General features: G+C 60.8%; 24 protein-coding genes. 17 read left to right on the top strand and 7 right to left on the bottom strand.

Annotated features, from left to right (window positions below):
• Positions 1-4: 4 nt before the first annotated feature.
• From pyrR to gshB, 5 genes are all read right to left on the bottom strand, one after another.
• Positions 5-511, bottom strand: coding sequence for a bifunctional pyr operon transcriptional regulator/uracil phosphoribosyltransferase PyrR (gene pyrR, locus CKW38_RS11475; protein WP_034153653.1), 507 nt, complete (start codon positions 509-511; stop codon positions 5-7).
• Between the two features lie 80 nt (positions 512-591).
• Positions 592-1,029 carry a Holliday junction resolvase RuvX gene (ruvX, locus tag CKW38_RS11470; protein WP_007913667.1) on the bottom strand — a complete coding sequence of 146 codons (438 nt, stop codon included), beginning with the start codon at positions 1,027-1,029 and terminating at the stop codon, positions 592-594.
• Positions 1,029-1,601: a YqgE/AlgH family protein gene (locus CKW38_RS11465; protein ID WP_095112793.1), complete on the bottom strand. Its 573-nt coding sequence runs from the start codon at positions 1,599-1,601 to the stop codon at positions 1,029-1,031. Before CKW38_RS11465 ends, ruvX begins: the two co-directional genes overlap by 1 nt.
• Positions 1,602-1,735: 134 nt before the next feature.
• On the bottom strand, positions 1,736-2,635 hold the full coding sequence (locus CKW38_RS11460; protein WP_007913669.1) for an energy transducer TonB: 900 nt from the start codon (positions 2,633-2,635) through the stop codon (positions 1,736-1,738).
• A gap of 107 nt (positions 2,636-2,742) precedes the next feature.
• A complete protein-coding gene (gshB, locus tag CKW38_RS11455) occupies positions 2,743-3,714 on the bottom strand; it encodes a glutathione synthase (protein WP_007913671.1) in 972 nt (323 codons plus the stop codon).
• Positions 3,715-3,939: 225 nt separating this feature from the next.
• Here gshB and pilG point away from each other — a divergent pair, with 225 nt between their 5' ends.
• From pilG to madM, 16 genes are all read left to right on the top strand, one after another.
• The gene (gene pilG / locus CKW38_RS11450) at positions 3,940-4,344 is read left to right on the top strand and encodes a twitching motility response regulator PilG (RefSeq protein ID WP_007913673.1); all 405 of its coding nucleotides are present in this window, start codon (positions 3,940-3,942) and stop codon (positions 4,342-4,344) included.
• Between the two features lie 60 nt (positions 4,345-4,404).
• The gene (pilH, locus tag CKW38_RS11445) at positions 4,405-4,770 is read left to right on the top strand and encodes a twitching motility response regulator PilH (protein ID WP_007913674.1); all 366 of its coding nucleotides are present in this window, start codon (positions 4,405-4,407) and stop codon (positions 4,768-4,770) included.
• Positions 4,771-4,780: 10 nt separating this feature from the next.
• On the top strand, positions 4,781-5,320 hold the full coding sequence (locus tag CKW38_RS11440; protein WP_007913675.1) for a chemotaxis protein CheW: 540 nt from the start codon (positions 4,781-4,783) through the stop codon (positions 5,318-5,320).
• A 144-nt stretch (positions 5,321-5,464) separates the two neighbouring features.
• Positions 5,465-7,510, top strand: coding sequence for a methyl-accepting chemotaxis protein (locus CKW38_RS11435; protein WP_016985966.1), 2,046 nt, complete (start codon positions 5,465-5,467; stop codon positions 7,508-7,510).
• Between the two features lie 11 nt (positions 7,511-7,521).
• Positions 7,522-13,419, top strand: a complete 5,898-nt coding sequence (locus CKW38_RS11430) for an Hpt domain-containing protein (protein ID WP_095112792.1) — start codon at positions 7,522-7,524, stop codon at positions 13,417-13,419.
• Entirely contained in the window at positions 13,412-13,882 is a 471-nt protein-coding gene (locus CKW38_RS11425; RefSeq protein ID WP_007913679.1) for a chemotaxis protein CheW, read from the top strand. The genes CKW38_RS11430 and CKW38_RS11425 overlap by 8 nt, the downstream gene beginning before the upstream one ends.
• A 529-nt stretch (positions 13,883-14,411) precedes the next feature.
• A complete protein-coding gene (locus CKW38_RS11420) occupies positions 14,412-14,777 on the top strand; it encodes a DUF6124 family protein (protein WP_095112791.1) in 366 nt (121 codons plus the stop codon).
• Positions 14,778-15,098: 321 nt separating this feature from the next.
• Complete coding sequence (gene mdcA, locus CKW38_RS11415) at positions 15,099-16,769, top strand: malonate decarboxylase subunit alpha (RefSeq protein ID WP_095112790.1); 1,671 nt, start codon at positions 15,099-15,101, stop codon at positions 16,767-16,769.
• Positions 16,769-17,641 carry a triphosphoribosyl-dephospho-CoA synthase gene (locus CKW38_RS11410; protein ID WP_095112789.1) on the top strand — a complete coding sequence of 291 codons (873 nt, stop codon included), beginning with the start codon at positions 16,769-16,771 and terminating at the stop codon, positions 17,639-17,641. The genes mdcA and CKW38_RS11410 overlap by 1 nt, the downstream gene beginning before the upstream one ends.
• Positions 17,641-17,940, top strand: a complete 300-nt coding sequence (locus CKW38_RS11405) for a malonate decarboxylase subunit delta (protein WP_007913697.1) — start codon at positions 17,641-17,643, stop codon at positions 17,938-17,940. The genes CKW38_RS11410 and CKW38_RS11405 overlap by 1 nt, the downstream gene beginning before the upstream one ends.
• Positions 17,933-18,784: a biotin-independent malonate decarboxylase subunit beta gene (locus CKW38_RS11400; protein WP_095112788.1), complete on the top strand. Its 852-nt coding sequence runs from the start codon at positions 17,933-17,935 to the stop codon at positions 18,782-18,784. The genes CKW38_RS11405 and CKW38_RS11400 overlap by 8 nt, the downstream gene beginning before the upstream one ends.
• Positions 18,781-19,566, top strand: coding sequence for a biotin-independent malonate decarboxylase subunit gamma (mdcE, locus tag CKW38_RS11395; RefSeq protein ID WP_095112787.1), 786 nt, complete (start codon positions 18,781-18,783; stop codon positions 19,564-19,566). The genes CKW38_RS11400 and mdcE overlap by 4 nt, the downstream gene beginning before the upstream one ends.
• Positions 19,560-20,180, top strand: a complete 621-nt coding sequence (locus CKW38_RS11390) for a malonate decarboxylase holo-ACP synthase (protein ID WP_095112786.1) — start codon at positions 19,560-19,562, stop codon at positions 20,178-20,180. Before mdcE ends, CKW38_RS11390 begins: the two co-directional genes overlap by 7 nt.
• Positions 20,177-21,097: a malonate decarboxylase subunit epsilon gene (gene mdcH / locus CKW38_RS11385; RefSeq protein WP_095112785.1), complete on the top strand. Its 921-nt coding sequence runs from the start codon at positions 20,177-20,179 to the stop codon at positions 21,095-21,097. The genes CKW38_RS11390 and mdcH overlap by 4 nt, the downstream gene beginning before the upstream one ends.
• Positions 21,098-21,162: 65 nt before the next feature.
• Positions 21,163-21,579, top strand: a complete 417-nt coding sequence (madL, locus tag CKW38_RS11380; RefSeq protein WP_095112784.1) for a malonate transporter subunit MadL — start codon at positions 21,163-21,165, stop codon at positions 21,577-21,579.
• A gap of 1 nt (position 21,580) precedes the next feature.
• Complete coding sequence (gene madM / locus CKW38_RS11375) at positions 21,581-22,345, top strand: malonate transporter subunit MadM (protein ID WP_007913704.1); 765 nt, start codon at positions 21,581-21,583, stop codon at positions 22,343-22,345.
• 231 nt (positions 22,346-22,576) lie between these two features.
• Here the strand turns inward: madM and CKW38_RS11370 are convergent, their stop codons facing one another.
• Complete coding sequence (locus tag CKW38_RS11370) at positions 22,577-23,497, bottom strand: LysR substrate-binding domain-containing protein (RefSeq protein ID WP_095112783.1); 921 nt, start codon at positions 23,495-23,497, stop codon at positions 22,577-22,579.
• A 187-nt stretch (positions 23,498-23,684) separates the two neighbouring features.
• Between CKW38_RS11370 and CKW38_RS11365 the strand changes: the two genes are divergently transcribed.
• Positions 23,685-24,302, top strand: coding sequence for a hemolysin III family protein (locus CKW38_RS11365; RefSeq protein ID WP_007913708.1), 618 nt, complete (start codon positions 23,685-23,687; stop codon positions 24,300-24,302).
• Positions 24,303-24,413: 111 nt separating this feature from the next.
• On the opposite strand, the gene CKW38_RS11360 is transcribed toward CKW38_RS11365, so the two are convergent.
• Positions 24,414-25,133 carry a 16S rRNA (uracil(1498)-N(3))-methyltransferase gene (locus tag CKW38_RS11360; protein ID WP_007913710.1) on the bottom strand — a complete coding sequence of 240 codons (720 nt, stop codon included), beginning with the start codon at positions 25,131-25,133 and terminating at the stop codon, positions 24,414-24,416.
• Between the last annotated feature and the right edge of the window lie 83 nt (positions 25,134-25,216).

The following is a 25,216-nucleotide window of genomic DNA, read 5'->3' as shown; positions in this document are numbered from 1 at the left end:
CGGATTAAAGGTTGAAGTCTTGCAGTTCGAGCGTCAGCGGTTCGGGGCCGGACAGCTTCACCCGTTCGTGAGCGGCCAGCGACAGCGTCGCGCCCACGACATTCGGGCGGATCGGCAGCTCACCGGCGTCGAGGTCCAGCAGGCAGACCAGGGTCACGCTGGCCGGGCGGCCGTAGTCGAACAATTCGTTCATGGCGGCGCGGATGGTGCGGCCGCTCATCAATACGTCGTCGATCAGCACCAGATGCTGGCCTTCGATCTCGAAGGGCAGGGCGGACGGGCGCACTTGCGGGTGCAGGCCGTTCTGGCTGAAGTCGTCACGGTAGAAGGACACGTCCAGCGTGCCCAGTGGCGCGTCGCTGCCCAATTCCTTGAGCAAGGCCTGCGCGACCCAGATGCCGCCGGTGCGGATGCCGATGTAACGCGGTTCGGTGATTTCACGCTGGGCAAGGTGCGCCTTGAGGCGGGTCGCCATCTGGCTGATCAGATCGGCGGGATTTGGCAGGCTCATGGTTGCTCCTTGTTGGGGGCGAATCGGGTCCTTGGACACGACTCGGTTTTTCACTCAAAAGAAAAGCGCCGAAGCGCTTGTCAGGATTCAAACAATGCAGTGTTTTCATCGAGCCAGCCCTGCAACAGCAGAGCGGCGGCGATGGCGTCCACCGGGTTGTCGCGGTAACTGCCCTTTTGGCCGCCTCGCACCAGTCGCTCGCCTTTGGCCTCGAAGGTGGTCAGACGTTCGTCGTGGGTATAGAAGGGCACATTGAAGCGGCCGTTGAGGCGGCGGGCGAATTTCTCCGCGCGCAGGCACATTTCACTCGGCGTGCCATCCATGTTCAGCGGCAGACCGACGACCACGGCGTCGGGTTTCCATTCCTTGAACAGCGCTTCCACCTGATTCCAGTCGGGGATGCCGTTTTGCGCTTTCAGGGTGCACAGCTCACGGGCCTGGCCGGTAATCACCTGGCCGACCGCGACGCCGATCTGTTTGGTGCCGTAGTCGAAGCCGAGAATCAGGCGCAGGGCCATCAGGCGTGACCTGCCTGGCTGGTCAGCAGGCTGAGGTTGATCCCCAGGTGCTTGGCCGCCGCTTCGAGGCGCAGTTCGCTGCTGGTGTTGAAGAGGATGTCGGCGTCGTACGGGCAGGTCAGCCAAGCGTTGTCGGCCAGTTCGGCTTCCAGTTGCCCGGCTTCCCAACCGGCGTAACCGAGGGCAATCAGGCTTTTCGCCGGGCCGACGCCGTCCGCGATGGCGAACAGCACATCCTGCGAGGTCGACAGGGCCAGATCACCGTCCAGTTGTGCGGTGGCCTGGAAGGTCTTGCCCGCCGGGTGCAGAACAAAACCGCGATCGGTCTGTACCGGGCCGCCGATGAAAATCGGTACGTGCTGGCACAGTGCCGGCGGGTCGATGTCCGGGCGCAGTTGCTCAAGAATGTCGGCCAGATTCAGCTCTTGCGGCCGGTTGACCACAATCCCCATAGCGCCATTGGCCGTGTGCTCGACGATGTAGGTCAAGGTGTGGGCAAAGTTCGGGTCGGCCATGTGTGGCATGGCGATCAGGAGGTGATGCTTGAGGTAGCTGGGGCTGACGTTTTTCATGTGCGCTAGTGTGGCGTTCGGGGGGCAAACTGACAAGCTGAAGCCGCCAAAAGATCGCAGCCTTCGGCAGCTCCTACATGTGAATGCAGGCCAATGTAGGAGCTGCCGAAGGCTGCGATCTTTTGATCTTGCCCTTAATTGCTTGAGAGCTTGTCGCCGCGGGCGAATTTCCAGGTGCGAATGATTTCCAGACGATCGATATCCGACAAGTCCCCGGTAAACGGCGCAAACGGTGCCGCCAGTCGAACAATGCGCTGCGCCGCCTGATCCAGCAGCGGCTGGCCGGACGATTCCAGCACCAGCACTTCATACAGCGAGCCGTCGCGATTGATCGAAACCATCAGGCGCAAATTGCCGTAGATCTGCTTGCGCCGTGCTTCTTCGGGGTAATTGAGGTTGCCGATGCGCTCGACCTTCTTGCGCCAGTCGTCTTTGTACCAGGCGCCCTTGTCGCGCATGGTCGACGCCGCGCTCAAGCGGTGAATGCGCGGGCGCTTGGCGTACAGCTGTTGTTCCTTGGCCAGTTCGGCTTCGAGGCTGGCGATGTCGCTGGACAGCTGCGAGCTGTCGAATTCCGGCGCGTCGACCGTCGGTTTGACTTCGGTTTTGCTTTCTTCTTTCTTGGTCGGTGCTTTTTTCGGCTTCGGCGCAACGGTGGTCACCGCAGCCTTGGGCGCAGCCTCCTGCACTTGCGGCTTGGCGGCCGGTGGCGGGGTGACTTTCTTGACCTGATTGTCCTGGAATGGCGCCACTTCAGTGGTCTTGGGGATCGCCTTCTTGTCCAGCGTGCCGCTGCCTTCCTGATTTTCCTGCGCGAGAAAGTCAGCCTTCTCCGGCTTCTTTTCGCTTTTGAAGGTGGCGAGGGTGATTTCCAGGGTTTTGCTGATTTGCTTGGGCTCGACCATCGTGAAGCCGACGCCGAGCAGCAGCGCCAAATGAATCAGCGCCGCGAGAAACAGGGTAAATCCGAGGCGATCGGCCGGGCGCACGCCACGGTGGGCGAGTTCTGCGGGCAGATCGGACGGGAGGGTCATGACAAGAAAACCAACATCGCGTTTTTCAGAGGCTGCGCATGATAACGCAATGTTGGTTTCACGCCTTGGGCTTCACGCTTCAAGCGACAGACTGCATGTGACGTGCATCAAGCTTGTGGCTTTTTGCCGGCGGCTTGCAGCTTCTTGGCGATCGCGTCCATCAGCATGCCGCCGATGTCAGTGCCAAAGGCATTGTCGATTTCACGGATGCAGGTCGGGCTGGTGACGTTGATTTCGGTGAGGCTTTCACCGATCACATCGAGACCGACAAACAGCAGGCCTTTCTCACGCAGGGTCGGGCCGACCTGAGCAGCGATCCAGCGATCCTTGTCCGTCAGCGGACGCGCTTCACCCCGGCCACCGGCAGCGAGGTTGCCACGGGTTTCGCCCTGCGCCGGAATCCGCGCCAGGCAGTAATCCACCGGCTCGCCGTCGATCATCAGGATGCGTTTGTCGCCGTCCTTGATTGCTGGCAGGTAAGCCTGGCCCATGATCTGCTGGCCACCGAGGGCGGTCAGGGTTTCCAGGATCACCGACAGGTTCGGATCGCCCGCGCGGTGACGGAAAATCGAAGTACCGCCCATACCGTCCAGCGGCTTGAGGATCACGTCGCCGTGCTTGGCGGCGAATTCACGCAGCACGTCGGCGCGGCGGCTGACGATGGTCGGCGGCGTGCACTGCGGGAACAGCGTGGCAAACAGTTTTTCATTGCAGTCGCGCAGGCTCTGCGGCTTGTTCACCACCAGCACGCCAGCGGTTTCGGCCTGTTCGAGCAGGTAGGTGGAGTAGACGAACTCCATGTCGAACGGCGGATCCTTGCGCATCAGGATCACGTCCAGATCACTCAGCAGGTTGTCCTGCTCGGCGTCCAGTTCGAACCATTTTTCCGGGTTGGCGAAGACTTTCAGCGGCTTCATGCGCGCCCGGGCCTGACCTTCACCCTGATACAGGTCGCGTTGTTCCATATAGAACAGTTCCCAGCCACGCTTCTGCGCGGCCAGCAGCATGGCCAGCGAGCTATCCTTTTTATAGGAGATGCTGGCGATAGGGTCCATGACAATCCCGACGCGAACGCTCATTGGGTTTTCCTCGAAAATTGGCTACCGGATCGGTATTGAAAAAGTGCCGCCAGAGTGGCGCCGGGCGGGTTTTCGGTCAAGGAAAAACCCGTCGATAGATTGCATCTGGAGACTGTGCTAAAAAGGCTGGCGTAGCGTGCTGGCCCTTGAACATCAAGGGTTTCGAGCCATTGATAACCGCAAAACGGACAAATTGATTCGCAAAGGCGACGGTAGAGCCCTCTTATGGAACAGCAGTCCAGCGCCTTGAAGGTCATGGTCATCGACGACTCGAAAACGATTCGTCGTACCGCCGAAACCTTGTTGAAGAATGTCGGCTGCGAAGTGATCACGGCGATCGACGGTTTCGACGCTTTGGCGAAGATCGCCGACAACCATCCCGGGATCATTTTTGTCGACATCATGATGCCGCGTCTGGATGGTTATCAGACCTGCGCTTTAATCAAGAACAACAGTGCGTTCAAGGCCACGCCGGTGATCATGCTGTCATCGCGTGACGGGCTGTTCGACAAGGCCAAGGGGCGGATTGTCGGTTCTGATCAATTTTTGACCAAGCCTTTCAGCAAGGAAGAACTGCTCAACGCGATCCAGGCCCATGTTCCGGGCTTCGCCGCCGTTTTGCCGCAGTAAGACACGTACAGTGACGCTCGGCCAGCGGGCCGGGCGTCGACAAGAAAAATGGGGAAAACCATGGCACGTATCCTGATCGTCGATGATTCGCCGACTGAAATGTACAAACTGACCGGCATGCTCGAAAAGCACGGCCATGAAGTGCTGAAGGCCGAAAACGGCGCCGACGGCGTGGCCCTGGCCCGTCAGGAAAAACCCGACGCGGTGCTGATGGACATCGTCATGCCCGGCCTCAACGGTTTTCAGGCCACCCGCCAGTTGACCAAGGATGCCGACACCAGCCATATCCCGGTGATCATCATCACCACCAAGGATCAGGAAACCGACAAGGTCTGGGGCACCCGCCAAGGCGCCAAGGACTACCTGACCAAACCGGTCGACGAAGACACCCTGATCAAGACCCTGAACAACGTGCTCAAAGGCTGATCGCGCAACCATGAGCGAATCGCTGACCGCGTTCGAACTGCTCTGGCAAATCGACCAGCGCTGCCGCTTGCTGGCGGCGGACCTGCCGTCGCAACCGGCGCGTCAGGATCGCTGGAGCGGCATCGGCTTTCGCCTCGGCGAGCATTGGTATGTGGCGCCGATGGGTGAAGTCAGCGAAGTGCTGCACGAACCGCGCTTCACTCAATTGCCCGGGGTCAAACCGTGGGTCAAAGGTGTGGCTAACCTGCGCGGGCGGCTGCTGCCGATCATGGATTTGTGCGGATTTTTCGGCCACGAACTGTCGCCGTTGCGTAAACAGCGGCGGGTCTTGGTGGTTGAGCATGGGGACGTGTTTGCCGGGTTGATGGTCGATGAGGTGATTGGTCTGCAGCATTTCGAACAGGACAGCTTCGAACCGATCTCGATCAGCAAGCGCCAGGGATCCAAAGCCGAATTCGTCAAAGGCTATTTCCGCCGCGAGCAGAACTGGCGGGTGTTCAGTTTGTTTGCATTGGCGAAATCCCCGGTGTTCATGAGCGTCGCGATATAGCTGTTACAACAAAGATCCCTTGTAGGAGTGAGCCTGCTCGCGATTCAGGCACCGCGGTGTATCAAGTACACCGCGTTATCGTTCAATCGCGAGCAGGCTCACTCCTACAGGTTCTACCGGTGAGCTTCAAACAGGCGAGGACCGATGACAAAAGCAAAAACAGGCAAGCCGGCGGAAGGCTCGCGCAGTCGCTCGCAGATCATCGTGCTGTTCATCGCACTGATCGTGTTCATCATGCTGCTGTTCGCCAACTTCGCGTACCTCAACACCCAGGCGAACTACGACAAACAGTACATCGGCCACGCCGGTGAGCTGCGCGTGCTCTCGCAACGCATCGCCAAGAACGCCACCGAAGCCGCCGCCGGCAAGGCGGCTGCGTTCAAGTTGCTCAGCGATGCGCGCAACGATTTCGCCCAGCGCTGGGGTTATCTGAAAAAGGGCGACCCGGCCACCGGCCTGCCGCCGGCACCTGCCACCGTGCGCCCGGAAATGCGCGCCGTGCAACTCGACTGGGAACGCCTGCTGAAAAACACCGACGCGATTCTTTCCAGCGAGCAGACCGTGCTGTCGCTGCATCAGGTCGCCGCGACCCTGGCCGAAACCGTGCCGCAGTTGCAGATCGAATACGAAAAAGTCGTCGAAATCCTCCTCCAGCGCGGCGCCCCGGCGGCGCAGGTGGCGATGGCTCAGCGTCAGTCGCTGCTGGCCGAACGTATTCTTGGCGCGGTCAACACCGTGCTCGCCGGCGACGAAAACTCCCAGCAAGCCGCCGACGCCTTTGGCCGCGACGCCACGCGTTTCGGCCAAGTGCTCAACGGCATGCTGCAAGGTAATCCGGCGCTGAAAATCAGCCAGGTCGAAGACCGTGATGCCCGCGCGCGTCTGAGTGAGATTTCCGAACTGTTCCAGTTTGTCTCCGGTTCGGTGGATGAAATCCTCGAAACCTCGCCCGAGCTGTTCAAGGTTCGTGAATCGGCGAGCAACATTTTCAGCCTGTCGCAGACCCTGCTCGACGAAGCCTCGCACCTGGCCACTCGTTTCGAGAACCTTGCCGGCGGGCGCAACACCGACACCATCGGTGGCTACGTCCTCGGTTTGCTGGCGCTGGCCTCAATCATCCTTATCGGTCTGGTGATGGTCCGGGAAACCAATCGCCAGTTGCGCGAAACCGCCGAGAAGAACGAGCGCAACCAGAACGCGATCATGCGCCTGCTCGATGAAATCGAAGACCTCGCCGACGGCGACCTCACCGTGACCGCCTCGGTGACCGAAGACTTCACCGGCACCATCGCCGACTCGATCAACTATTCCGTCGACCAATTGCGCGATCTCGTCGCGACCATCAACCTAACCGCCGGCCAGGTTGCCGCCGCCGTGCAGGAAACCCAGGCCACCGCCATGCATCTGGCCCAGGCCTCGGAGCATCAGGCCCAGCAGATTTCCGAAGCCTCGACGGCGATCAGCGACATGGCCGAATCCATCGATCAGGTCTCGGCCAACGCCGCCGAGTCTTCAGCGGTGGCGGAGCGTTCGGTGGAAATCGCCAACAAGGGCAACGAGGTGGTGCACAACACCATCCACGGCATGGACAACATTCGCGAACAGATTCAGGACACCGCCAAACGTATCAAGCGCCTCGGCGAGTCGTCGCAGGAAATCGGCGACATCGTCAGCCTGATCGACGACATTGCCGATCAGACCAACATCCTCGCCCTCAACGCGGCGATTCAGGCGTCGATGGCCGGTGATGCCGGGCGCGGTTTCGCCGTGGTTGCCGACGAAGTGCAGCGCTTGGCCGAACGCTCGTCCGCCGCCACCCGGCAGATCGAAACCCTGGTGCGGGCGATTCAGACCGATACCAACGAAGCCGTGATTTCCATGGAGCAAACCACCACCGAAGTGGTGCGTGGCGCGCGACTGGCGCAGGATGCCGGTGTGGCCCTGGAAGAAATCGAAGGCGTATCGAAGACCCTCGCGGCGCTGATTCAAAGCATCTCCAACGCCGCGCAGCAGCAGACGTCCTCGGCCGGGCAGATTTCCCTGACGATGAACGTGATCCAGCAGATCACCTCGCAGACCTCGTCCGGCTCCACGGCCACTGCGGAAAGCATCGGTAACCTGGCGAAAATGGCCAGTCAGTTACGCCGTTCGGTGTCCGGCTTCACCTTGCCGGCGGCGGAAAAAGTGTGATCGGAGCGGTTATGGGTGACCGGCATGACTACGTGGCCCTCGAATGGGTGAAAGGCGAAATTGCCGAAACGCTGAGACAGGCGCATCAGGCGATTGAAGCCGTGCTCGACGATCCGCAGGCCTTCCCGGGGCTGGACGAGTGCCTGGCATACATCCATCAGGTCCACGGCAGCCTGCAGATGGTCGAGTTCTACGGCGCAGCGTTGCTCGCCGAAGAAATGGAACATCTGGTCGAAGCCTTGCAGCACGAGCGCGTCAGCCATCGCGACGAAGCGCTGCACCTGTTACTGCAAGCCCTCGGGCAATTGCCGATCTACCTCGACCGCGTGCAGAGCGCCCGGCGTGATTTGCCATTGGTGGTGCTGCCGCTGATCAACGATTTGCGCAGCGCTCGGGGCGAAAGCCTGCTCTCGGAAACCAGTTTGTTCAGCCCGCAACTGCCTGAGTTACCGCCCTTGAGCGCCGAAGCACTGGCGCTGCTTGAGCCGGTAGAGTTGCCGAACGTGCTGCGCAAATTGCGCCAGATGCTGCAAATGGCTTTGGTCGGTTTGTTGCGCGAGCAGAATGACCAAACGCATCTCGACTATCTGGCGAAAGTCTTCACCCGCCTCGAAGCGCTGAGCGGTGATGCGCCCCTGAGCCCGCTGTGGCAAGTCGCCTCGGCGCTGGTCGAAGGCATGCGCGAGGGCGTGATCGCCAACAGCCCGGCGCTGCGCAGCCTGTTCAAGGACGCCGACAAAGAGCTCAAACGCCTGCTCGAACAAGGCATGATCGGGCTCAACCAAGTGCCCCCGGCAGAGTTGCTGAAAAGCCTGTTGTTCTATATTGCCAAAGCCGAACATCCCACCGGGCAGATGCTGACCATGAAAGATCGCTACTCCCTGGACGACGCGTTGCCCGACAGCGCGATGGTCGACGAAGAACGCGCACGCCTGGCCGGCCCTGACCGCGATGCGATGCGCTCGGTGCTGGCAGCGCTGTGTGAGGAACTGGTGCGGGTCAAGGAACGCCTCGACCTGTTCGTGCGCAGCGACCGCCAGCACACTTCCGATCTGGAAAGCCTGCTGGCACCGCTGCGGCAGATCGCCGACACGCTCGCCGTGCTCGGTTTTGGCCAACCGCGCAAAGTGATCATCGATCAATTGGCCGTGGTGCTCAGCCTCGCCCAAGGCCAGCGCGAACCGAATGACGCGATCCTGATGGACGTTGCCGGTGCGCTGCTTTACGTCGAAGCGACGTTGGCCGGAATGGTCGGCACCGTCGAGCCGGAAAGCCCGGAAGATTCGCGCCTGCCAACCACCGACCTGACGCAGATCCATCAGATCGTCATCAAGGAAGCGCGCATCTGCCTGCAACAGGCCAAGGACATGATCGTCGACTACATCGACGCCGATTGGGATCGCCAGCATCTGCAACCGTTGCCGGCGCTGCTGACCCAAGTGCGTGGTGCACTGGCGATGATTCCACTCAGCCGTGCGGCGAGTCTGGTCGAAGCCTGCAACGGTTTTATCCGCGAACATCTGCTGCTTGATCCGCACGAGCCGGGTTGGGAACAACTCGATCATCTGGCCGATGTCATCAGCAGCCTCGAGTATTACCTCGAACGCTTGAGTGACGACCCGCAGGCACCGGGCGAGCAATTGCTCGATGTCGCGCAGAAGTCCCTCGCCAGCCTCGGGTTCTTTCCAAATGAACCGCATGTGCCCGTGCTCGACGACGTGCTCAGCCCCAGCGAAGCGCTGGTGATGCAGGACATGCAGGCGCTCGATGATCCGGAAACCGTACAGTCGCTGGCAGATGTTCTGGCCAGCCCGGTTTCGGCGCTCAACCCGCCAGCGCTGATCACCCCCGGCAGCCTGATGCCGCCACCGGCCGATGAAGAGCCGGTCGACGATGAACTGCGCGAAGTTTTCCTTGAAGAGACCGATGAGGTCCTCGAAGTTCTCCACGAATACCTGCCGCGCTGGTCGGCCAATCCGCAGGATCGCGACGCGCTGACTGAGCTGCGCCGCGCTTTCCACACCTTGAAGGGCAGCGGGCGCATGGTCCGCGCGCTGATCCTCGGTGAACTGGCCTGGGCGGTGGAAAACCTGCTCAACCGCGTGCTCGAACAGAGCGTCGAGCCCGGTTCGGTGGTGCAGCAACTGCTCACCGACACGGTGTTGTTGCTGCCCGAGTTGATCAACGAATTCGCCACCAACAGTCAGCGTCAGCGCAGCGATGTCGATCAACTCGCTGCTCGCGCCCACGCCTTGGCCAAAGGCGATGAACCGCTGGCCGCCGAAGACGTCGACGATGTGGCGGCACTCGATCCGTTGTTGCTGGAGATCTTCCGCAACGAAGCCGAAACCCACCTCGCCAGCCTCAACCGTTTCCTCGATCAGGCCGCCGAGCATGTGCCGTTGCAGGCCAGTGACGAGTTGCAGCGCGCCTTGCACACGCTCAAGGGCAGCGCCTCGATGGCCGGCGTATTGCCGATTGCCGAACTCGCTGCACCGCTCGATCAACTGGCCCGCGAGTTCAAGGCGCACCAGTTGCCGCTGGACCTCGACGAAGTGGAATTGCTGCTTGAAGCCGAGGGTCTGTTCCGCGTCGGTCTGCGTCAGCTCAAGCATGATCCGCTGGCGCCGATTGTCGGTGCGCAGTCGCTGATCAAACGCTCGGAAACCCTGCTTGCCGAGCGTCTGGCGTCGATCCTCGATGCGCCCAATACCGGCCTGCGGGTCAAGCGCGATCCGCAACTGATCAATAACTTCCTCGCTCAAGGCATGGACATCCTGCTGGATGCTGAGAGCCTGCTACAGCGCTGGCAGCAACACCCCGGCGAGCGTCAGGAACTCAGCGCCTTGCTGGATGAACTGACCACCCTTGGCGAAGGCGCGCATTTGGCGGATTTGCTGCCGGTGGATGTGTTGTGCGAAGCCTTGCTCGATCTCTACGGCGCCGTGGAAGAAAGCAGCCTGGCGGTCAGCGAGCAGTTTTTCCAGGAAGCGCAGAACGCCCATGAAGCGCTGATCAACATGCTCGATGAACTGGCTGCCGGTCAGGAAGTCACACCGCAGCCAGAGCGGATTCGGGCGTTGCATGATCTGCTCGATCAGAGCCTCGATCCTTCTTCCATGGGCCTGATTCGCAGCGATGGCAGCCGCACCCTGAGCATCCGTGATCTGGGCAGCGCCACCGCTGAGTTGCAGCAAAAGGCAACGGCGCTTGAGCCCGATGACGAGATTGTCGAGATCTTCCTCGAAGAGGCGGTGGACATTCTCGACAGCTCAGGCCAGGCCTTGCAGCGCTGGTTGAGCGACCCGGACAACACCGCGCCACTGTCCTCGTTGCAGCGCGATTTGCATACGCTCAAGGGCGGCGCGCGGATGGCCGAAGTCGAGGCCATTGGCGATCTGGCCCAGGAGCTGGAAAGCCTTTACGAAGGTCTGGTCGATCGTCGCTTCAACTACAGCGAAACCTTGAGGCGTCTGCTGCTCAAGAGTCATGAGCGTTTGGCGCTGCTGCTTGAACAGCTGCAACAGCATCAGCCACTGACCCCGGCGCAGGATTTGATCGAAACCCTGCGTCAGGTGCGTCAAGGCCAGACCGTCAGCGAAACGCCCCAGCCAGCGGCCGATCACGACAGTGCCGGTCACGACCCGGAGTTGCTGGAAATCTTCCTCGAAGAAGGTTTCGACATCATCGAAAACTCCGGTGCCGCGCTGCTGCGCTGGCAGGCCGAGCCGGGCAATCGCCAGGAAGTGGAAACCCTGCTGCGCGATCTGCACACCCTCAAGGGCGGCGCGCGGATGGTCGAGATCGGCCCGATCGGCGACCTCGCCCATGAGCTGGAATACCTTTACGAAAGTCTTTCCAGCGGCGCGTTGCAGCCATCGGCGGAGCTGTTTGCGCTGGTGCAGCGCGGTCATGATCGCTTGGCACAAATGCTCGATGGCGTGCGCGCCGGGCAACCGTGTCCGCCGGCGGATCGGTTGATCAATGCGATCCAGAATTTCAGTCACCCGGTGGCGGTAGAAACACCGCCAGTGCTGTCTGTTCCGGTTAAGACTGACGCGGCGCCGCCGGCTGCCGAGGCTGGCGCGGACATGGTCAAGGTCTCCGCCGAACTGCTTGATGAACTGGTCAATCTGGCCGGCGAAACCTCGATCTTCCGTGGTCGTATCGAACAGCAAGTCAACGACGCGCAGATCGCGCTGAACGAGATGGAAACCACCATCGAACGGATGCGCGATCAGTTGCGCCGTCTCGACACCGAAACCCAAGGGCGGATTCTCAGCCGTCAGCAGGTCGATGCCGAACGCCTCGGCTACGAAGAATTCGATCCGCTGGAAATGGACCGCCATTCGCAGTTGCAGCAACTGTCGCGGGCGCTGTTCGAATCCGCCTCTGACTTGCTCGATCTCAAGGAAACCCTCGATCGGCGCAATCACGACGCCGAGAACCTGTTGCAGCAACAGGGCCGCATCAACACCGAATTGCAGGAAGGCCTGATGCGCACGCGCATGGTGCCGTTCGAGCGCATGTTGCCGCGCCTCAAACGCATCGTCCGTCAGGTCGCTGAAGAGCTGAACAAAGACGTCGCCTTCGTCGTCGGCAACGCTGAAGGCGAGATGGATCGCAACGTCCTCGAACGCATGGCCGCGCCGCTGGAACACATGCTGCGCAACGCCGTCGACCACGGTCTGGAGTCCGCCGAGGTGCGGCTGGCGGCGGGCAAACCGGCGCAAGGGCAGATCAGCCTCGACCTGTCCCGCGAGGGTGGCGACATCGTTTTCGACATTCGCGACGACGGCGCCGGGGTGCCGCTGGAGGCGGTGCGGCGCAAGGCGATCAAACGCGGCATGCTCGCGCCGGAAGCCGAGATCAGCGACCGCGACGTGTTGCAGTTCATCCTCCAGCCGGGATTCTCGACCGCCGAAAAAATCACGCAGATTTCCGGGCGTGGCGTTGGTATGGACGTAGTGCACGAAGAGGTGCGGCAGCTCGGCGGCAGCATGAGCATCGATTCCGTGCCGGGGCAGGGTGTGCATTTCCGTATTCGCTTGCCGTTCACCGTGTCGGTCAACCGCGCGTTGATGGTGCAGTGCGGTGAGGATCAATACGCGATTCCGCTGAACACCATCGAAGGCATCGTCCGCGTGTTGCCGAATGATCTGGAAGCTCACTTTCGTGCTGATCCGCCGCGCTATCAGTACGGCGGCCAGACCTATGAGCTGTGCTACCTCGGCGAGCTGCTGAAAACTGCGCCACGACCGAAACTGCTGGGGCAGAACCTGCCGTTGCCGGTGCTGCTGGTGCACTACAACGACCGGCGCATCGCCGTGCTAGTAGATACCATGGCCGGCACCCGCGAGATCGTGGTCAAAAGCCTTGGCGCGCAATTCGCGGCGGTGCAGGGCGTGTCCGGCGCGACGATTCTCGGCGATGGTCGGGTGGTGCTGATTCTCGATTTGCTCGCACCGATCCGCGCCATGCAGGCACGCATTGCGCCGACGTCAACGCTGCCGGAGATCGACAACGAACCGCACAAACCACTGCTGGTGATGGTGGTCGACGACTCGGTCACTGTGCGCAAGGTCACCAGCCGCTTGCTCGAGCGCCACGGCATGAACGTGCTGACCGCCAAGGACGGTGTCGACGCCATGTTGTTGCTCGAAGAACACATGCCCGACCTGATGCTGCTCGACATCGAAATGCCGCGCATGGACGGCTTCGAAGTCGCCACTCAGGTGCGCAACGACGAACGCCTGCAACACCTGCCGATCATCATGATCACCTCACGCACCGGGCAGAAACACCGCGACCGCGCCATGGCCATCGGCGTCAACGACTACCTCGGCAAGCCGTATCAAGAGTCGGTGCTGCTTGAAAGCATTGCCCAGTGGAGCAAGAAACATGCATGAGCGCCGGCATAATCAGCGCAGCAGCCAACTGACCGGGTTGCTGCTGCCGCTGGCGGATCGCAATCTGATCCTGCCTAACGTCGCTGTCGCTGAGTTGATCGATTACCAGGCCAGTGCCTTCGATCTGGACACGCCGCCGTGGTATCTGGGCAAAGTTACGTGGCGTGAGCGGCAGATTCCGTTGCTGAGTTTTGAATCGGCCTGTGGGCAGAAAATCGTCATTGGCGAGCGCGCGCGGATCGTGATTTTGAATGCGCTGGGTGGGTTGCCGGAGTTGAAGTTCATTGCACTGCTGGTGCAGGGGATTCCACGGTCGTACAAGCTTGATAGTCAGTTAAGTTATGTCGACGTGCCGTTGTGTGCGCTGGAGCAGGCGGCGGTGCAGGTCGGGGAACAGGTGGCTAAGGTGCCGGATTTGTTGGGGCTGGAGAAGTTGTTGGTGGAGGCGGGGCTGGTCCATTGATCCAGAATTTGTGTTGCTCTGACTGGCCTCATCGCTGGCAAGCCAGCTCCCACAGGGTTTTGTGTGGTTCACAGAATTCGAATACAACTCGGACACTGTGGGAGCTGGCTTGCCAGCGATGGGGCCAGTAGCACCAGCAAATTCTTACAGGCAAATCCTCAATTTCTGCAGTGCAATAAACACCCTTTAACCCCGTTGTTTAAAGACACTCTGTGTTACGGCTCCCTGGCCTACAAATCCTTGCGCCGCTGCCTACGCATGCACCAGAATCCGCCGGCTTGTGCGCCTTTGGCATGCTGCGTAACTTGATTCCGTCACTGATTTCCAGTGATCGGGTTTAGCAGCCCGTGGTTAATCTAAGGGTGCACATACATCATCGTCAGGCTCAGAGCCTGCACTCGATGGCGGCTGTGCGCAGGGCGCTTCGGCGCGCCGGCTTCCTTAGGTTCCCCGGTCTGCTAACCTGCGTTCAGCTGCCACCCCTTCTTTTAGCAGAGAAGCGGTTCCAGCTTTATTTCGGAACCTGAAGATGATTAAACCTACGCCTAACCCCCCGCACACAGATCCCGCATCCCCCTACGAATCCCCCGACTCCAAGAAATTCCACGAAGCCGCCGAACGCGCCCTCGACCATTATCTCGGCCCTACCAACGCCGACCTGATGGCCACGCCCTACACCCCCAACACGTTGTATATGGCCAACCCCAACGCCGACACCGAATCCCTGCTGGCCGACGCCAGTGAAACCCTCGGTTCGGCCACGGTTATGCTCAACAACCATGCGGCAATGGTGGAAGGTACGCATCGCAAGACTGTGCAAGGTATTGCGCAGGTAGTGATGGTGGCGGAGATGGCTGTTAACCGTTTGTTGGATAGGTTGGTGCCGACGGAGTGACTTAAAAGCTGACCCTCACCCCAGCCCTCTCCCGTAGGGAGAGGGGGCCGACCGAGGTGTCTGGCGTCATACATCGACCTGAAAAACCGAGTCGATTATGGATCTGGTGAACCTGGTAAATTCTGGATTCAGTACAACATTCCCAGGTCGGCGCAATTCCCGAATATCCCCCAATCGGTCCCCTCTCCCTCCGGGAGAGGGCTAGGGTGAGGGTGCTCTTGATCGTTACGCTCAGCGTAATGATTCACCTCTGCGCTTGATTGATGCCCCCACCCCACACGCCTACCTTAGCTCCACGACAGCGAACCCCGTGGAGTGAGCATGACAACAACAATTTCCCCCGACTCGCGCTGGACGCGGCGGCGCGATGAGAAGCAGCGCCGCCTCGACAAGGTGCGCGGGCTGGCCGACGGTGTGGTGTTGCCCACCGACAAGATCGTCGCCGCGCTCGAAGCGCTGATCCATCCCGGTGACCGTGTAGTGCTGGAGGGTAACAACCAGAAGCAGGCGGATTTCCTCTCGCGCTCGCTGGCCAAAGCCGACCCGGAAAAGCTCCACGACCTGCACATGATCATGCCCAGCGTCGGCCGCTCCGAGCACCTTGATCTGTTCGAACGCGGCATCGCCCGCAAGCTGGATTTCTCCTTCGCCGGCACCCAGAGCTTGCGCATCAGCCAGTTGCTTGAAGACGGCTTGCTGGAAGTCGGCGCGATCCACACCTACATCGAACTCTACGCCCGGCTGGTGGTGGACCTGATCCCCAACGTCGTGCTCTCGGCCGGGTTCATGGCCGACCGCGCCGGTAACATCTACACCGGCCCCAGTACCGAAGACACCCCGGCACTGATCGAACCGGCGGCGTTCAGCGACGGCATCGTCGTCGTCCAGGTCAACCAGTTGGTCGACGACGTCAGCGAGCTGCCCCGCGTGGACATCCCGGCGTCGTGGGTCGATTTCGTCGTGGTGGCGGACAAGCCGTTCTACATCGAACCGCTGTTCACCCGTGACCCGCGCCACATCAAGCCTGTGCACGTGTTGATGGCGATGATGGCGATTCGCGGGATCTACGAAAAACACAACGTGCAGTCGCTCAACCACGGCATCGGTTTTAACACCGCTGCCATTGAGCTGATCCTGCCGACCTACGGCGAATCCCTCGGCCTCAAAGGCAAAATCTGCCGCAACTGGACGCTCAACCCGCATCCGACGCTGATCCCGGCGATTGAAAGCGGTTGGGTCGAAAGCGTGCATTGCTTCGGCACCGAACTGGGCATGGAAAACTACATCGCCGCGCGGCCCGACGTGTTCTTCACCGGTCGCGACGGCTCGCTGCGTTCCAACCGGATGTTCTGCCAACTCGCCGGGCAATACGCGGTGGATCTGTTTATCGGCGCGACGTTGCAGGTCGATGGCGATGGCCATTCCTCGACCGTGACCCGTGGCCGCCTCGCCGGTTTCGGTGGCGCGCCGAACATGGGCCACGACCCGCGCGGTCGCCGTCACGGCACCCCGGCGTGGCTCGATATGCGTCATGACGATGCGCAGCAACCGATGCTCGAACGTGGCAAGAAACTCGTGGTGCAAATGGTCGAGACCTTCCAGGAGGGCGGCAAACCGACCTTCGTCGAAACCCTCGACGCGGTCGAGGTGGCGAAGAAAAGCGGCATGCCGCTGGCGCCGATCATGATTTACGGCGACGACGTCACCCACTTGCTCACCGAAGAAGGCATCGCCTACCTGTACAAGGCGCGCTCGCTGGAAGAGCGCCAGGCAATGATCGCCGCCGTTGCGGGCGTCACCGCCATCGGCCTGCGCCACAACCCGAAAGACACCGAGCGTATGCGCCGCGAAGGCCTGATCGCCTTGCCCGAAGATCTCGGCATCCGCCGTACCGACGCCACCCGCGAACTGCTCGCGGCGAAGAGCGTGGCCGATCTGGTCGAGTGGTCCGGCGGTTTGTACAACCCGCCCGCGAAATTCAGGAGCTGGTAATGCACGCATTTAATCTGCAAGCGAAACCGCTTTCTCTGGCGGACCGATTGGCCGATCTGGCGGTGGACGCGCTGATCGACGAAGCCGATCTGTCGCCGAAACCGGCGCTGGTCGACCGTCGCGGCAATGGCGCGCACATCGATTTGCACCTGGGCCTGATGCACGCTTCGGCGCTGTCGTTGTGGCCGGCGTTCAAAGAGATGGCCGAAGCGGCGGTTGCAATCGGCGAAGTCGATTCAACGTTACGCGAAGCGATTGGCCGGATTGGTCGTGAAGGTGAGCAATCGATGCTCGCGACCACCAACGGTGTGAACACCCATCGCGGGGCGATCTGGGCCTTGGGTCTGTTGGTGACGGCCGCTGCACTGGAACCGCAATCTTCCAGCGCCAATGCGGTATCCCTGCGTGCCGCGCGCCTAGCCTTACTAGATGACCGCTACGCACCAAAACCACTGAGCCACGGCGCCCAAGTCGCCCTGCGTTACGGCGCCCGTGGCGCTCGTGAAGAAGCGCAACTCGGCTTCCCTTCGGTGCTGCAACGCGGTCTGCCACAACTCAAACGCAGCCGCGCCAACGGCCACGGCGAACAGAACGCCCGGCTCGACGCCTTGCTCGCGATCATGACTGACCTGGCCGACACCTGCGTGCTCTACCGCGCTGGCGAAGAGGGGCTGCAAACCATGCAAAACGGCGCGCAAGCGGTGCTCGACGCCGGTGGCAGCGCAAGCCTCAGCGGTCGCCGCCGCCTGCACGAACTCGATCAACAACTCATCGCATTGAATGCCTCGCCCGGTGGCGCCGCCGACTTGCTCGCCGCCACGCTGCTGCTCGACCGTATCGAGCGCGACGGCATCCTTCAGGGAGCGTTTTGATGGAAACCCTATCGTTTGAATTCCCCGCTGGGCAGCCGCCACGCGGTCGTGCGCTGGTCGGTTGTGTCGGCTCGGGTGATCTGGAAGTGCTGATCGAACCGGGCCTGGCCGGCAAGCTGACGATCAATGTGCAGACCTCGGTCAACGGCGCGCAACTGCGCTGGCAGCACCTGTTTGCGCGGATGTTCGACGGCACCACGCCGCCGGCGATGGCCATCGATATCCACGATTTCGGCGCGACGCCGGGGGTGGTGCGCTTGCGACTGGAACAAGGTTTCGAGGAGATCGGCCATGACTGACAGCGCAGCGTTGCTCAACAAACACAGCTTCGTCGAACTCGGCGCGCGGCAACGGGCGCAAGCCCTGCTCGATGCCGGCAGTTTTCGCGAACTGCTCGACCCGTTTCAACGCGTCATGTCGCCGTGGCTCGAACTTCAGGGCGTGGTGCCGCAGGCCGATGACGGTGTGGTGATTGCCAAGGGCAGCCTCGACGGTTTGCCGGTGGTGATCGCCGCGATTGAAGGCGCGTTTCAGGGCGGCAGCCTCGGCGAAGTCGGCGGGGCGAAGATTGCCGGCGCGCTGGAACTGGCCGCCGAAGACAACCGCAAAGGTATCCCGACTCGGGCGGTGTTGTTGCTGGAAACCGGGGGTGTGCGCCTGCAGGAAGCCAACCTCGGGCTGGCGGCGATTGCTGATATTCATGCGGCGATTGTCGATTTGCAGCAATACCAACCGGTGGTCGGTGTGGTTGCGGGCAGTGTCGGTTGCTTCGGTGGTATGTCGATTGCGGCGGCGTTGTGCAGTTATTTGCTGGTGACTCAGGAAGCACGCCTCGGCTTGAATGGCCCGCAGGTGATCGAGCAGGAAGCCGGGATCGAGGAATACGACTCCCGCGACCGGCCTTTCATTTGGAGCCTGACCGGCGGCGAGCAGCGTTTCGCCAGTGGTCTGGTCGATCGGTATGTCGCCGATGACGTGGCGAAGATTCGTCAGCAGGTCGGTGAATTACTGCAGCAGGGTTTGCCAAAGCAACCGCGCAGTCAACGTGCCGAATGGTTTCTGCAGCGTCTCGACAGTCTGAACACTGACCCGCAAATCGAACCGTCGGTGGTTCGCGATCTGTATCAAGGAGAGCGCTCATGAGCGGTTATTCGCTGCGCGGTTTGCACTGGTTCAACGCCTTGAGCGCGGGCGCTAAAAGCTTTGAAGGGCTGCCGGCCTCGTTGAAGGTGGCTGACGGTGAGCTGGGACGTTTTATCGCTGTGGTCGCTGACCCGGACAATCGTTTTCCGCGTGCTCGCAATGGCGAAGTCGGTTTACTCGAAGGCTGGGGTCTGGCCAAGGCTGTGGATGACGTGATCACTGCTGATCGTGATAAAGCGCAAAAGCGCCCGATCATCGCCATCGTCGATGTGCCGAGCCAGGCCTACGGTCGTCGCGAAGAAGCACTTGGCATTCATCAGGCGCTGGCCGGTGCGGCAGACAGTTATGCCCGTGCGCGGTTGGCCGGGCATCCAGTGATTGCGTTGCTGGTCGGTAAGGCGATGTCCGGGGCGTTTCTCGCTCATGGTTATCAGGCCAACCGTTTGATTGCGCTGCGCGATCCCGGCGTGATGGTGCATGCGATGGGCAAGGCTTCGGCGGCGCGAGTGACGTTGCGCAGTGTTGAAGAGCTGGAAGCGCTGGCCGCCAGTGTGCCGCCGATGGCTTATGACATCGACAGTTATGCGAGCCTCGGTTTGCTCTGGGAAACCCTGTCGGTGCAACAGATTGAGCAGCCGACGGCGGATGATCTTTCGAGCGTTAACGAGTGCCTGAAGCAAGCCATCGGCGATGTCGTCAGCACTGATCTGAGCAATCGTCTCGGCGCGAAAAATCGTGCGGCTTCCAGCAAAGTGCGCGAACTGTTGAGGGCGCAGTGGTGAACACGCCTCTGGCCCACGATCTGCTCTGGGGCATGACCCCGGCGCAGTTGCCGGCGGATGCGCCGTTGTGGGCAGTCGAGTCGCTGGCCGCCGGGCAACCGGTGGTGGTACGGCGCGCGTTGAGCGATGAGGGTTCTATCGCGGTCGGCGTGCGCGGTGTGTTGCGCGAGCAGCGGTTGGCGGCGTTTATGGCGGTTGATTCGATTGCCTGTCGGGTCAGTCCCGAAGCGCTTTGTCATGTTGAGTGCGAGCGCGATCTGCCGGTCATACACGCGCTCAAACAACTGCGGCCGATGCTCGATGACTGCGGTTGGGTCTGGGGTGTCAGCGGCAGTGTCGGGTTTGAATTGGCCAGTGGTTTTATCGCGATGCACGCGGCCAGCGATCTCGATCTGATTCTGCGTACACCACAACTGATCACGCGTAATCAGGCTCGTAAATTCGTAGAGATTTTTGATCAAGCCGAGTGCCGGATCGACATGCAGTTGCAGACGCCGTTCGGTGCGGTCGCATTGCGCGAGTGGGCCAGCGGATCGGCACGCGTGCTGCTGAAAAACGAGTATCAGGCCTGTTTGGTGACTGACCCGTGGAACCCGCAGGAGCAGGCAGCGTGAGCAGTCTGCTGGTGTTCCCCGGCCAGGGTGCGCAGCAAGCGGGCATGCTGCAGCGTTTGCCTCGGGAATCGTTGGTCGAGGCCAGTGATGTGCTTGGTGAATATGTTTTGTTGCTGGATTCCAGCGATGCGTTGCGCACGACAAGGGCGGTTCAGCTGTGCCTGCTGATCGCCGGCGTCGCTGCTTCGCGGCAGTTGTTGCAGGACGGACTGACGGCGGATTACGTCGCCGGCTTGTCCATCGGCGCTTACCCGGCAGCAGTGGTTGCGGGGGCGTTGAGCTTCAGCGATGCGTTGCATCTGGTCAGCCTGCGCGGCGAACTGATGCAACAGGCTTATCCACAGGGCTACGGCATGACCGCGATCATCGGCCTGCAATTATCCACAGTCGAAACGTTGCTGGCGCAGGTGCATAGCGAAGATTCGCCGGTGTATCTGGCCAACATCAACGCCGACAATCAGGTGGTGATTGCCGGCAGTGACAAGGCCATGCAAGCGGTGGCCGAACTGGCGCGCAGTCGTGGCGCCGGGTTGGCAAAACGTCTTGCGGTGAGTGTGCCGTCGCACTGTCCGCTGCTGGAAAAACCGGCGCAAACCCTCGCCGAAGCTTTCGCCAAGATTGAACTGAAAACCCCGAAAATCGCTTACCTGAGCGGCAGCCGCGCGCGTCCTGTGACCAAAGTAGAAGCGCTGCGCGACGACCTCGCCTTCAACATGTGCCGCGTGGTGGATTGGCGCGGCACCGTGCAAAGCGCCTACGAGCGTGGCGTACGTTTACAGATCGAACTGCCGCCCGGTGCGGTGCTGACCGGGCTGGCGCGCCGGGTGTTCGAACAAGGCACCGTGACTGCCTTTGACAGTGCGCGCCTCGACACTTTGCAGGCGCTGTTACGAGAGGAGGGTGGCCGCCAACTCTAAAACCGCCGACTCAAGCTTCGAACAACAAAAACAACATTCGACGATGCACTTTGAGGACTACAACAATGATTATTTACGGTGTGGCGCTGCTCGCGATCTGTACGCTGGCAGGGGTGATCATGGGTGACATGCTCGGCGTGTTGTTGGGCGTCAAATCCAATGTCGGCGGGGTCGGCATCGCCATGATCCTGTTGATTTGCGCGCGGTTGTGGATGCAGAAGCGCGGCGGCATGACCAAGGAATGCGAGATGGGCGTCGGCTTCTGGGGCGCCATGTACATTCCTGTGGTGGTGGCGATGGCCGCGCAACAGAACGTTGTCACTGCGCTGCATGGTGGCCCGGTGGCGGTGCTGGCGGCGATTGGTTCGGTGGTGGTCTGTGGTTGCACGATTGCCTTGATCAGCCGCACGCATAAAGGCGAGCCATTGCCTGATGAATCGGCGGAAATCTCCCCGGTCGGCACGCCAGTAGGAGGCCGCTGATATGTGGGATCTCATCGAGAAAGGTCTGGAACACAATGGGCTGGTCACTGCATTCGCTTTTGTCGGCGTGATCATGTGGGTGTCGGTGGTTCTGTCCAAACGCCTGACGTTCGGACGCATTCACGGCTCGGCGATTGCCATCGTTATAGGTCTGGTTTTGGCGTGGGTCGGCGGCACCATGACCGGTGGGCAGAAGGGGCTAGCGGATCTGACGTTGTTCTCTGGTATAGGCCTGATGGGCGGGGCGATGCTGCGTGATTTTGCGATTGTGGCCACAGCGTTTGAAGTGCAGGCGACCGAGGCGAAGAAGGCTGGGTTGATTGGTGTGATTGCGCTGCTGCTGGGCACGATTTTGCCGTTCATTGTCGGCGCGTGCATGGCCTGGGCGTTCGGTTATCGCGATGCGGTGAGCATGACCACCATCGGCGCCGGGGCGGTGACTTACATCGTCGGGCCGGTGACTGGCGCGGCGATTGGCGCGACCTCGGATGTGATGGCGCTGTCGATTGCCACCGGGTTGATCAAGGCGATTCTGGTGATGGTCGGCACGCCGGTCGCGGCGCGCTGGATGGGCCTGGATAACCCGCGTTCGGCGATGGTGTTTGGTGGGTTGGCCGGGACTGTCAGCGGCGTTACAGCTGGGTTGGCGGCGACGGATCGGCGGTTGGTGCCTTATGGGGCGTTGACGGCGACGTTCCACACCGGGCTTGGGTGCTTGCTGGGGCCATCGCTGTTGTTCTTCATTGTTCGCGGGATTGTGGGCTGAAGATCAAAAGCCCCTCACCCTAGCCCTCTCCCGGAGGGAGAGGGGACTGACCGCGTTGTTTTGGCGTTATACATCGACCTGAAATTTCTGAGTGGAACTCAGGCCTTGAAACCATGGAGATCTGCTCCCTTTCCCCCTCTACCCCTTGGGGGAGAGGGCTGGGGTGAGGGGGTAGCTCTTGATCTTGATCTTGATCTTGATCTTGATCTTGATCTTGATCTTGATCTTGATCTAAACCCCAGCCTGCCGATTCGCATACATCCGACACTCCGCCAACAACGCCAGCAAATTCGGATCCCTCTCCTTGGCCTTCAAAAACACCACACCAATGTGCTGCTGCAACCGGTACTTCTCCTGCAACGGAATCAGCTTCACCCGGTTTTCATACACCGCCGCAATCCGCCCCGGCAGCAACGCATAACCCACCCCCGAGCTGACCATGCTCAACAGCGTGAAAATGTCATTCACCTGCATCGCCACCTTCGGTTCGAACCCCGCCTGCTTGAACACCCGCACACCATCCTGATGGGTCGCAAAACCCTGAGTCAGGGTGATGAAGGTTTCATCGCGCACTTCAGCCAGATCCACTTCACTGCGCTGGGCGAACTTTGAATCTGCCGGCGTGGCGAGAAAAATATCATCGGAGAACAACGCAATCTGCTCGCAATCCGGGTCGTTGATGCTGTCGTCCAGCGACACCAGAATCGCGTCAACTTCCATGTTTTTCAGCTTGTAGAGCAGGTCGATGTTCGAACCGAGGATCAGGTCGATGTTGAGTTCGCTACGACGAATCTTCAGGCCCATGATCAATTGCGGTACGGTTTTCACTGTCAGTGAATACAGCGAACCGAGTTTGAAGCGTTCGGCGGAGAACCCGGCCGCTTCGCGGGTCAGGCGCACGCTTTCGACGACGTCGTTGATCAGCTTCTGTGCGCGTTCTTCGAGGACGTAAGCACTTTCCAGCGGTGTCAGGTTGCGACCTTCGTGTTTGAACAGCGGACAGCGCAGGGCGCTTTCCAGCGAATGAATAGCGCGGTGCACGCTGACGTTGCTGGTCTGCAACTCGGCGGCAGCGCGGGCGAGGTTGCCGGTGCGCATGAAGGCGAGGAACACCTCGAGTTTTTTCAGGGTCAATTCTTCGTCGATCAGCATGGCGCGGACTCTTTTTGGAATGCGTCGATTGTGCCTTGAAGATCAAAAGATCGCAGCCTTCGGCAGCTCCTGCATTGGAATGCGTTCGAAGGTAGGAGCTGCCGAAGGCTGCGATCTTTTGATTGCGCTTTTACGCTCAAGGCCCGAGCCTTGCGCGCTGCGGTAACGAATGTGAGGTGAGCAATACATGTATCACGGAGAACGATTGAACGCCTGGACCCATCTGGTCGGGGCGGTGGCGGCTTTTGTCGGCGGCGTCTGGATGTTGGTGATCGCCTGCCTGGATGGCAGCCCGTGGAAGATTGTCAGTGTGGCGATTTACGCGTTTACCTTGCTGGTGCTTTACAGCGCTTCGACCGTGTACCACAGCGTGCGCGGGCGCAAGAAAGCGATCATGAAGAAGGTCGATCACTTTTCGATCTATCTGTTGATTGCCGGTAGCTACACGCCTTTCTGCCTGGTGACCCTGCGCGGGCCGTGGGGCTGGACGCTGTTCGGGATTGTCTGGGGGCTGGCGCTGATCGGCATTCTGCAAGAGATCAAACCGCGTTCGGAGGCGCGGATTCTATCGATCGTGATTTACGCGGTGATGGGCTGGATTGTGTTGGTGGCGGTCAAGCCGCTGATTGCGGCGCTGGGTACGACAGGTTTTGCCTGGCTGGCGTCGGGCGGGGTTTTGTACACGGTGGGGATTATCTTTTTTGCCTTGGATCACCGGCTGCGGCATGCGCATGGGATCTGGCATTTGTTTGTGATCGCGGGGAGCTTGCTGCACTTTGTGGCGATCTTGTTTTACGTCCTATAGACCGAGGTGCGGCTAATCGCTGGCAAGCCAGCTCCCACAGGGTTTAGCGTTGTTCACGGATGTTGTGGCCAACAAAGATCCTGTGGGAGCTGGCTTGCCAGCGATGGGGCCTTAGAAATCACCCCAAAGCTGTTGGGCCACCGCCAGCGCAACCACTGGCGCCGTCTCTGTGCGCAACACCCGCGGGCCGAGGCGGGCGGCGTGGAAGCCGTTGCCTTTGGCTTGCTCGACTTCGGCGTCAGTCAGCCCACCTTCAGGCCCGATCAAGAACGCCAGCGTCGCCGGTTTGGCATGACTCACCAACGGCTCCGCCACCGGATGCAACACCAGTTTCAACTCGGCTTCGGTCTGCTTGATCCAGTCTGCCAACAACACCGGCGGATGAATCACCGGCACCCGCGAGCGCCCGCATTGTTCACAGGCGCTGATCGCCACCTGACGCCAGTGCAGCAGGCGTTTGTCGGCGCGTTCGTCCTTGAGACGGACTTCGCAGCGGTCGCTGAAGATCGGCGTAATTTCATTCACGCCCAGTTCGGTGGCTTTCTGAATGGCCCAGTCCATTCGCTCGCCACGGGACAGTCCCTGGCCGAGGTGGATGTGCAGCGGCGATTCGACCTGGCCGGCGAATTGTTCGTCGATCTGCACGGTTACACGTTTCTTGCCGACTTCCAGCAGGGCGCCGCGAAATTCATGGCCGGAACCGTCGAACAGCTGCACCGCATCGCCCTCGGCCATGCGCAGCACGCGGCTGATGTAGTGCGCCTGGGCCTCCGGCAATTCGTGTTCGCCGGTGCTCAGGGGGGCGTCGATAAAGAAGCGGGACAGTCTCATTTCGGGTCTCTCAGATTAGATCGTTCCCACGCTCTGCGTGGGAATGCCTCAATGGACGCTCTGCGTCCGCTTTGGGACGCGGA

The organism is Pseudomonas sp. Irchel 3H7 (assembly GCF_900187605.1).
Taxonomy (GTDB): domain Bacteria; phylum Pseudomonadota; class Gammaproteobacteria; order Pseudomonadales; family Pseudomonadaceae; genus Aquipseudomonas.
This window is presented reverse-complemented; position numbering and strand designations above follow the sequence as displayed.

What these genes read in the sequence shown, in the direction of transcription:
- pyrR (WP_034153653.1), bottom strand. Translation starts at nt 511, where the DNA reads ATGAGCCTGCCAAATCCCGCCGATCTGATCAGCCAGATGGCGACCCGC.
- ruvX (WP_007913667.1), bottom strand. Translation starts at nt 1,029, where the DNA reads ATGGCCCTGCGCCTGATTCTCGGCTTCGACTACGGCACCAAACAGATC.
- CKW38_RS11465 (WP_095112793.1), bottom strand. Translation starts at nt 1,601, where the DNA reads ATGAAAAACGTCAGCCCCAGCTACCTCAAGCATCACCTCCTGATCGCC.
- CKW38_RS11460 (WP_007913669.1), bottom strand. Translation starts at nt 2,635, where the DNA reads ATGACCCTCCCGTCCGATCTGCCCGCAGAACTCGCCCACCGTGGCGTG.
- gshB (WP_007913671.1), bottom strand. Translation starts at nt 3,714, where the DNA reads ATGAGCGTTCGCGTCGGGATTGTCATGGACCCTATCGCCAGCATCTCC.
- pilG (WP_007913673.1), top strand. Translation starts at nt 3,940, where the DNA reads ATGGAACAGCAGTCCAGCGCCTTGAAGGTCATGGTCATCGACGACTCG.
- pilH (WP_007913674.1), top strand. Translation starts at nt 4,405, where the DNA reads ATGGCACGTATCCTGATCGTCGATGATTCGCCGACTGAAATGTACAAA.
- CKW38_RS11440 (WP_007913675.1), top strand. Translation starts at nt 4,781, where the DNA reads ATGAGCGAATCGCTGACCGCGTTCGAACTGCTCTGGCAAATCGACCAG.
- CKW38_RS11435 (WP_016985966.1), top strand. Translation starts at nt 5,465, where the DNA reads ATGACAAAAGCAAAAACAGGCAAGCCGGCGGAAGGCTCGCGCAGTCGC.
- CKW38_RS11430 (WP_095112792.1), top strand. Translation starts at nt 7,522, where the DNA reads ATGGGTGACCGGCATGACTACGTGGCCCTCGAATGGGTGAAAGGCGAA.
- CKW38_RS11425 (WP_007913679.1), top strand. Translation starts at nt 13,412, where the DNA reads ATGCATGAGCGCCGGCATAATCAGCGCAGCAGCCAACTGACCGGGTTG.
- CKW38_RS11420 (WP_095112791.1), top strand. Translation starts at nt 14,412, where the DNA reads ATGATTAAACCTACGCCTAACCCCCCGCACACAGATCCCGCATCCCCC.
- mdcA (WP_095112790.1), top strand. Translation starts at nt 15,099, where the DNA reads ATGACAACAACAATTTCCCCCGACTCGCGCTGGACGCGGCGGCGCGAT.
- CKW38_RS11410 (WP_095112789.1), top strand. Translation starts at nt 16,769, where the DNA reads ATGCACGCATTTAATCTGCAAGCGAAACCGCTTTCTCTGGCGGACCGA.
- CKW38_RS11405 (WP_007913697.1), top strand. Translation starts at nt 17,641, where the DNA reads ATGGAAACCCTATCGTTTGAATTCCCCGCTGGGCAGCCGCCACGCGGT.
- CKW38_RS11400 (WP_095112788.1), top strand. Translation starts at nt 17,933, where the DNA reads ATGACTGACAGCGCAGCGTTGCTCAACAAACACAGCTTCGTCGAACTC.
- mdcE (WP_095112787.1), top strand. Translation starts at nt 18,781, where the DNA reads ATGAGCGGTTATTCGCTGCGCGGTTTGCACTGGTTCAACGCCTTGAGC.
- madL (WP_095112784.1), top strand. Translation starts at nt 21,163, where the DNA reads ATGATTATTTACGGTGTGGCGCTGCTCGCGATCTGTACGCTGGCAGGG.
- madM (WP_007913704.1), top strand. Translation starts at nt 21,581, where the DNA reads ATGTGGGATCTCATCGAGAAAGGTCTGGAACACAATGGGCTGGTCACT.
- CKW38_RS11370 (WP_095112783.1), bottom strand. Translation starts at nt 23,497, where the DNA reads ATGCTGATCGACGAAGAATTGACCCTGAAAAAACTCGAGGTGTTCCTC.
- CKW38_RS11365 (WP_007913708.1), top strand. Translation starts at nt 23,685, where the DNA reads ATGTATCACGGAGAACGATTGAACGCCTGGACCCATCTGGTCGGGGCG.
- CKW38_RS11360 (WP_007913710.1), bottom strand. Translation starts at nt 25,133, where the DNA reads ATGAGACTGTCCCGCTTCTTTATCGACGCCCCCCTGAGCACCGGCGAA.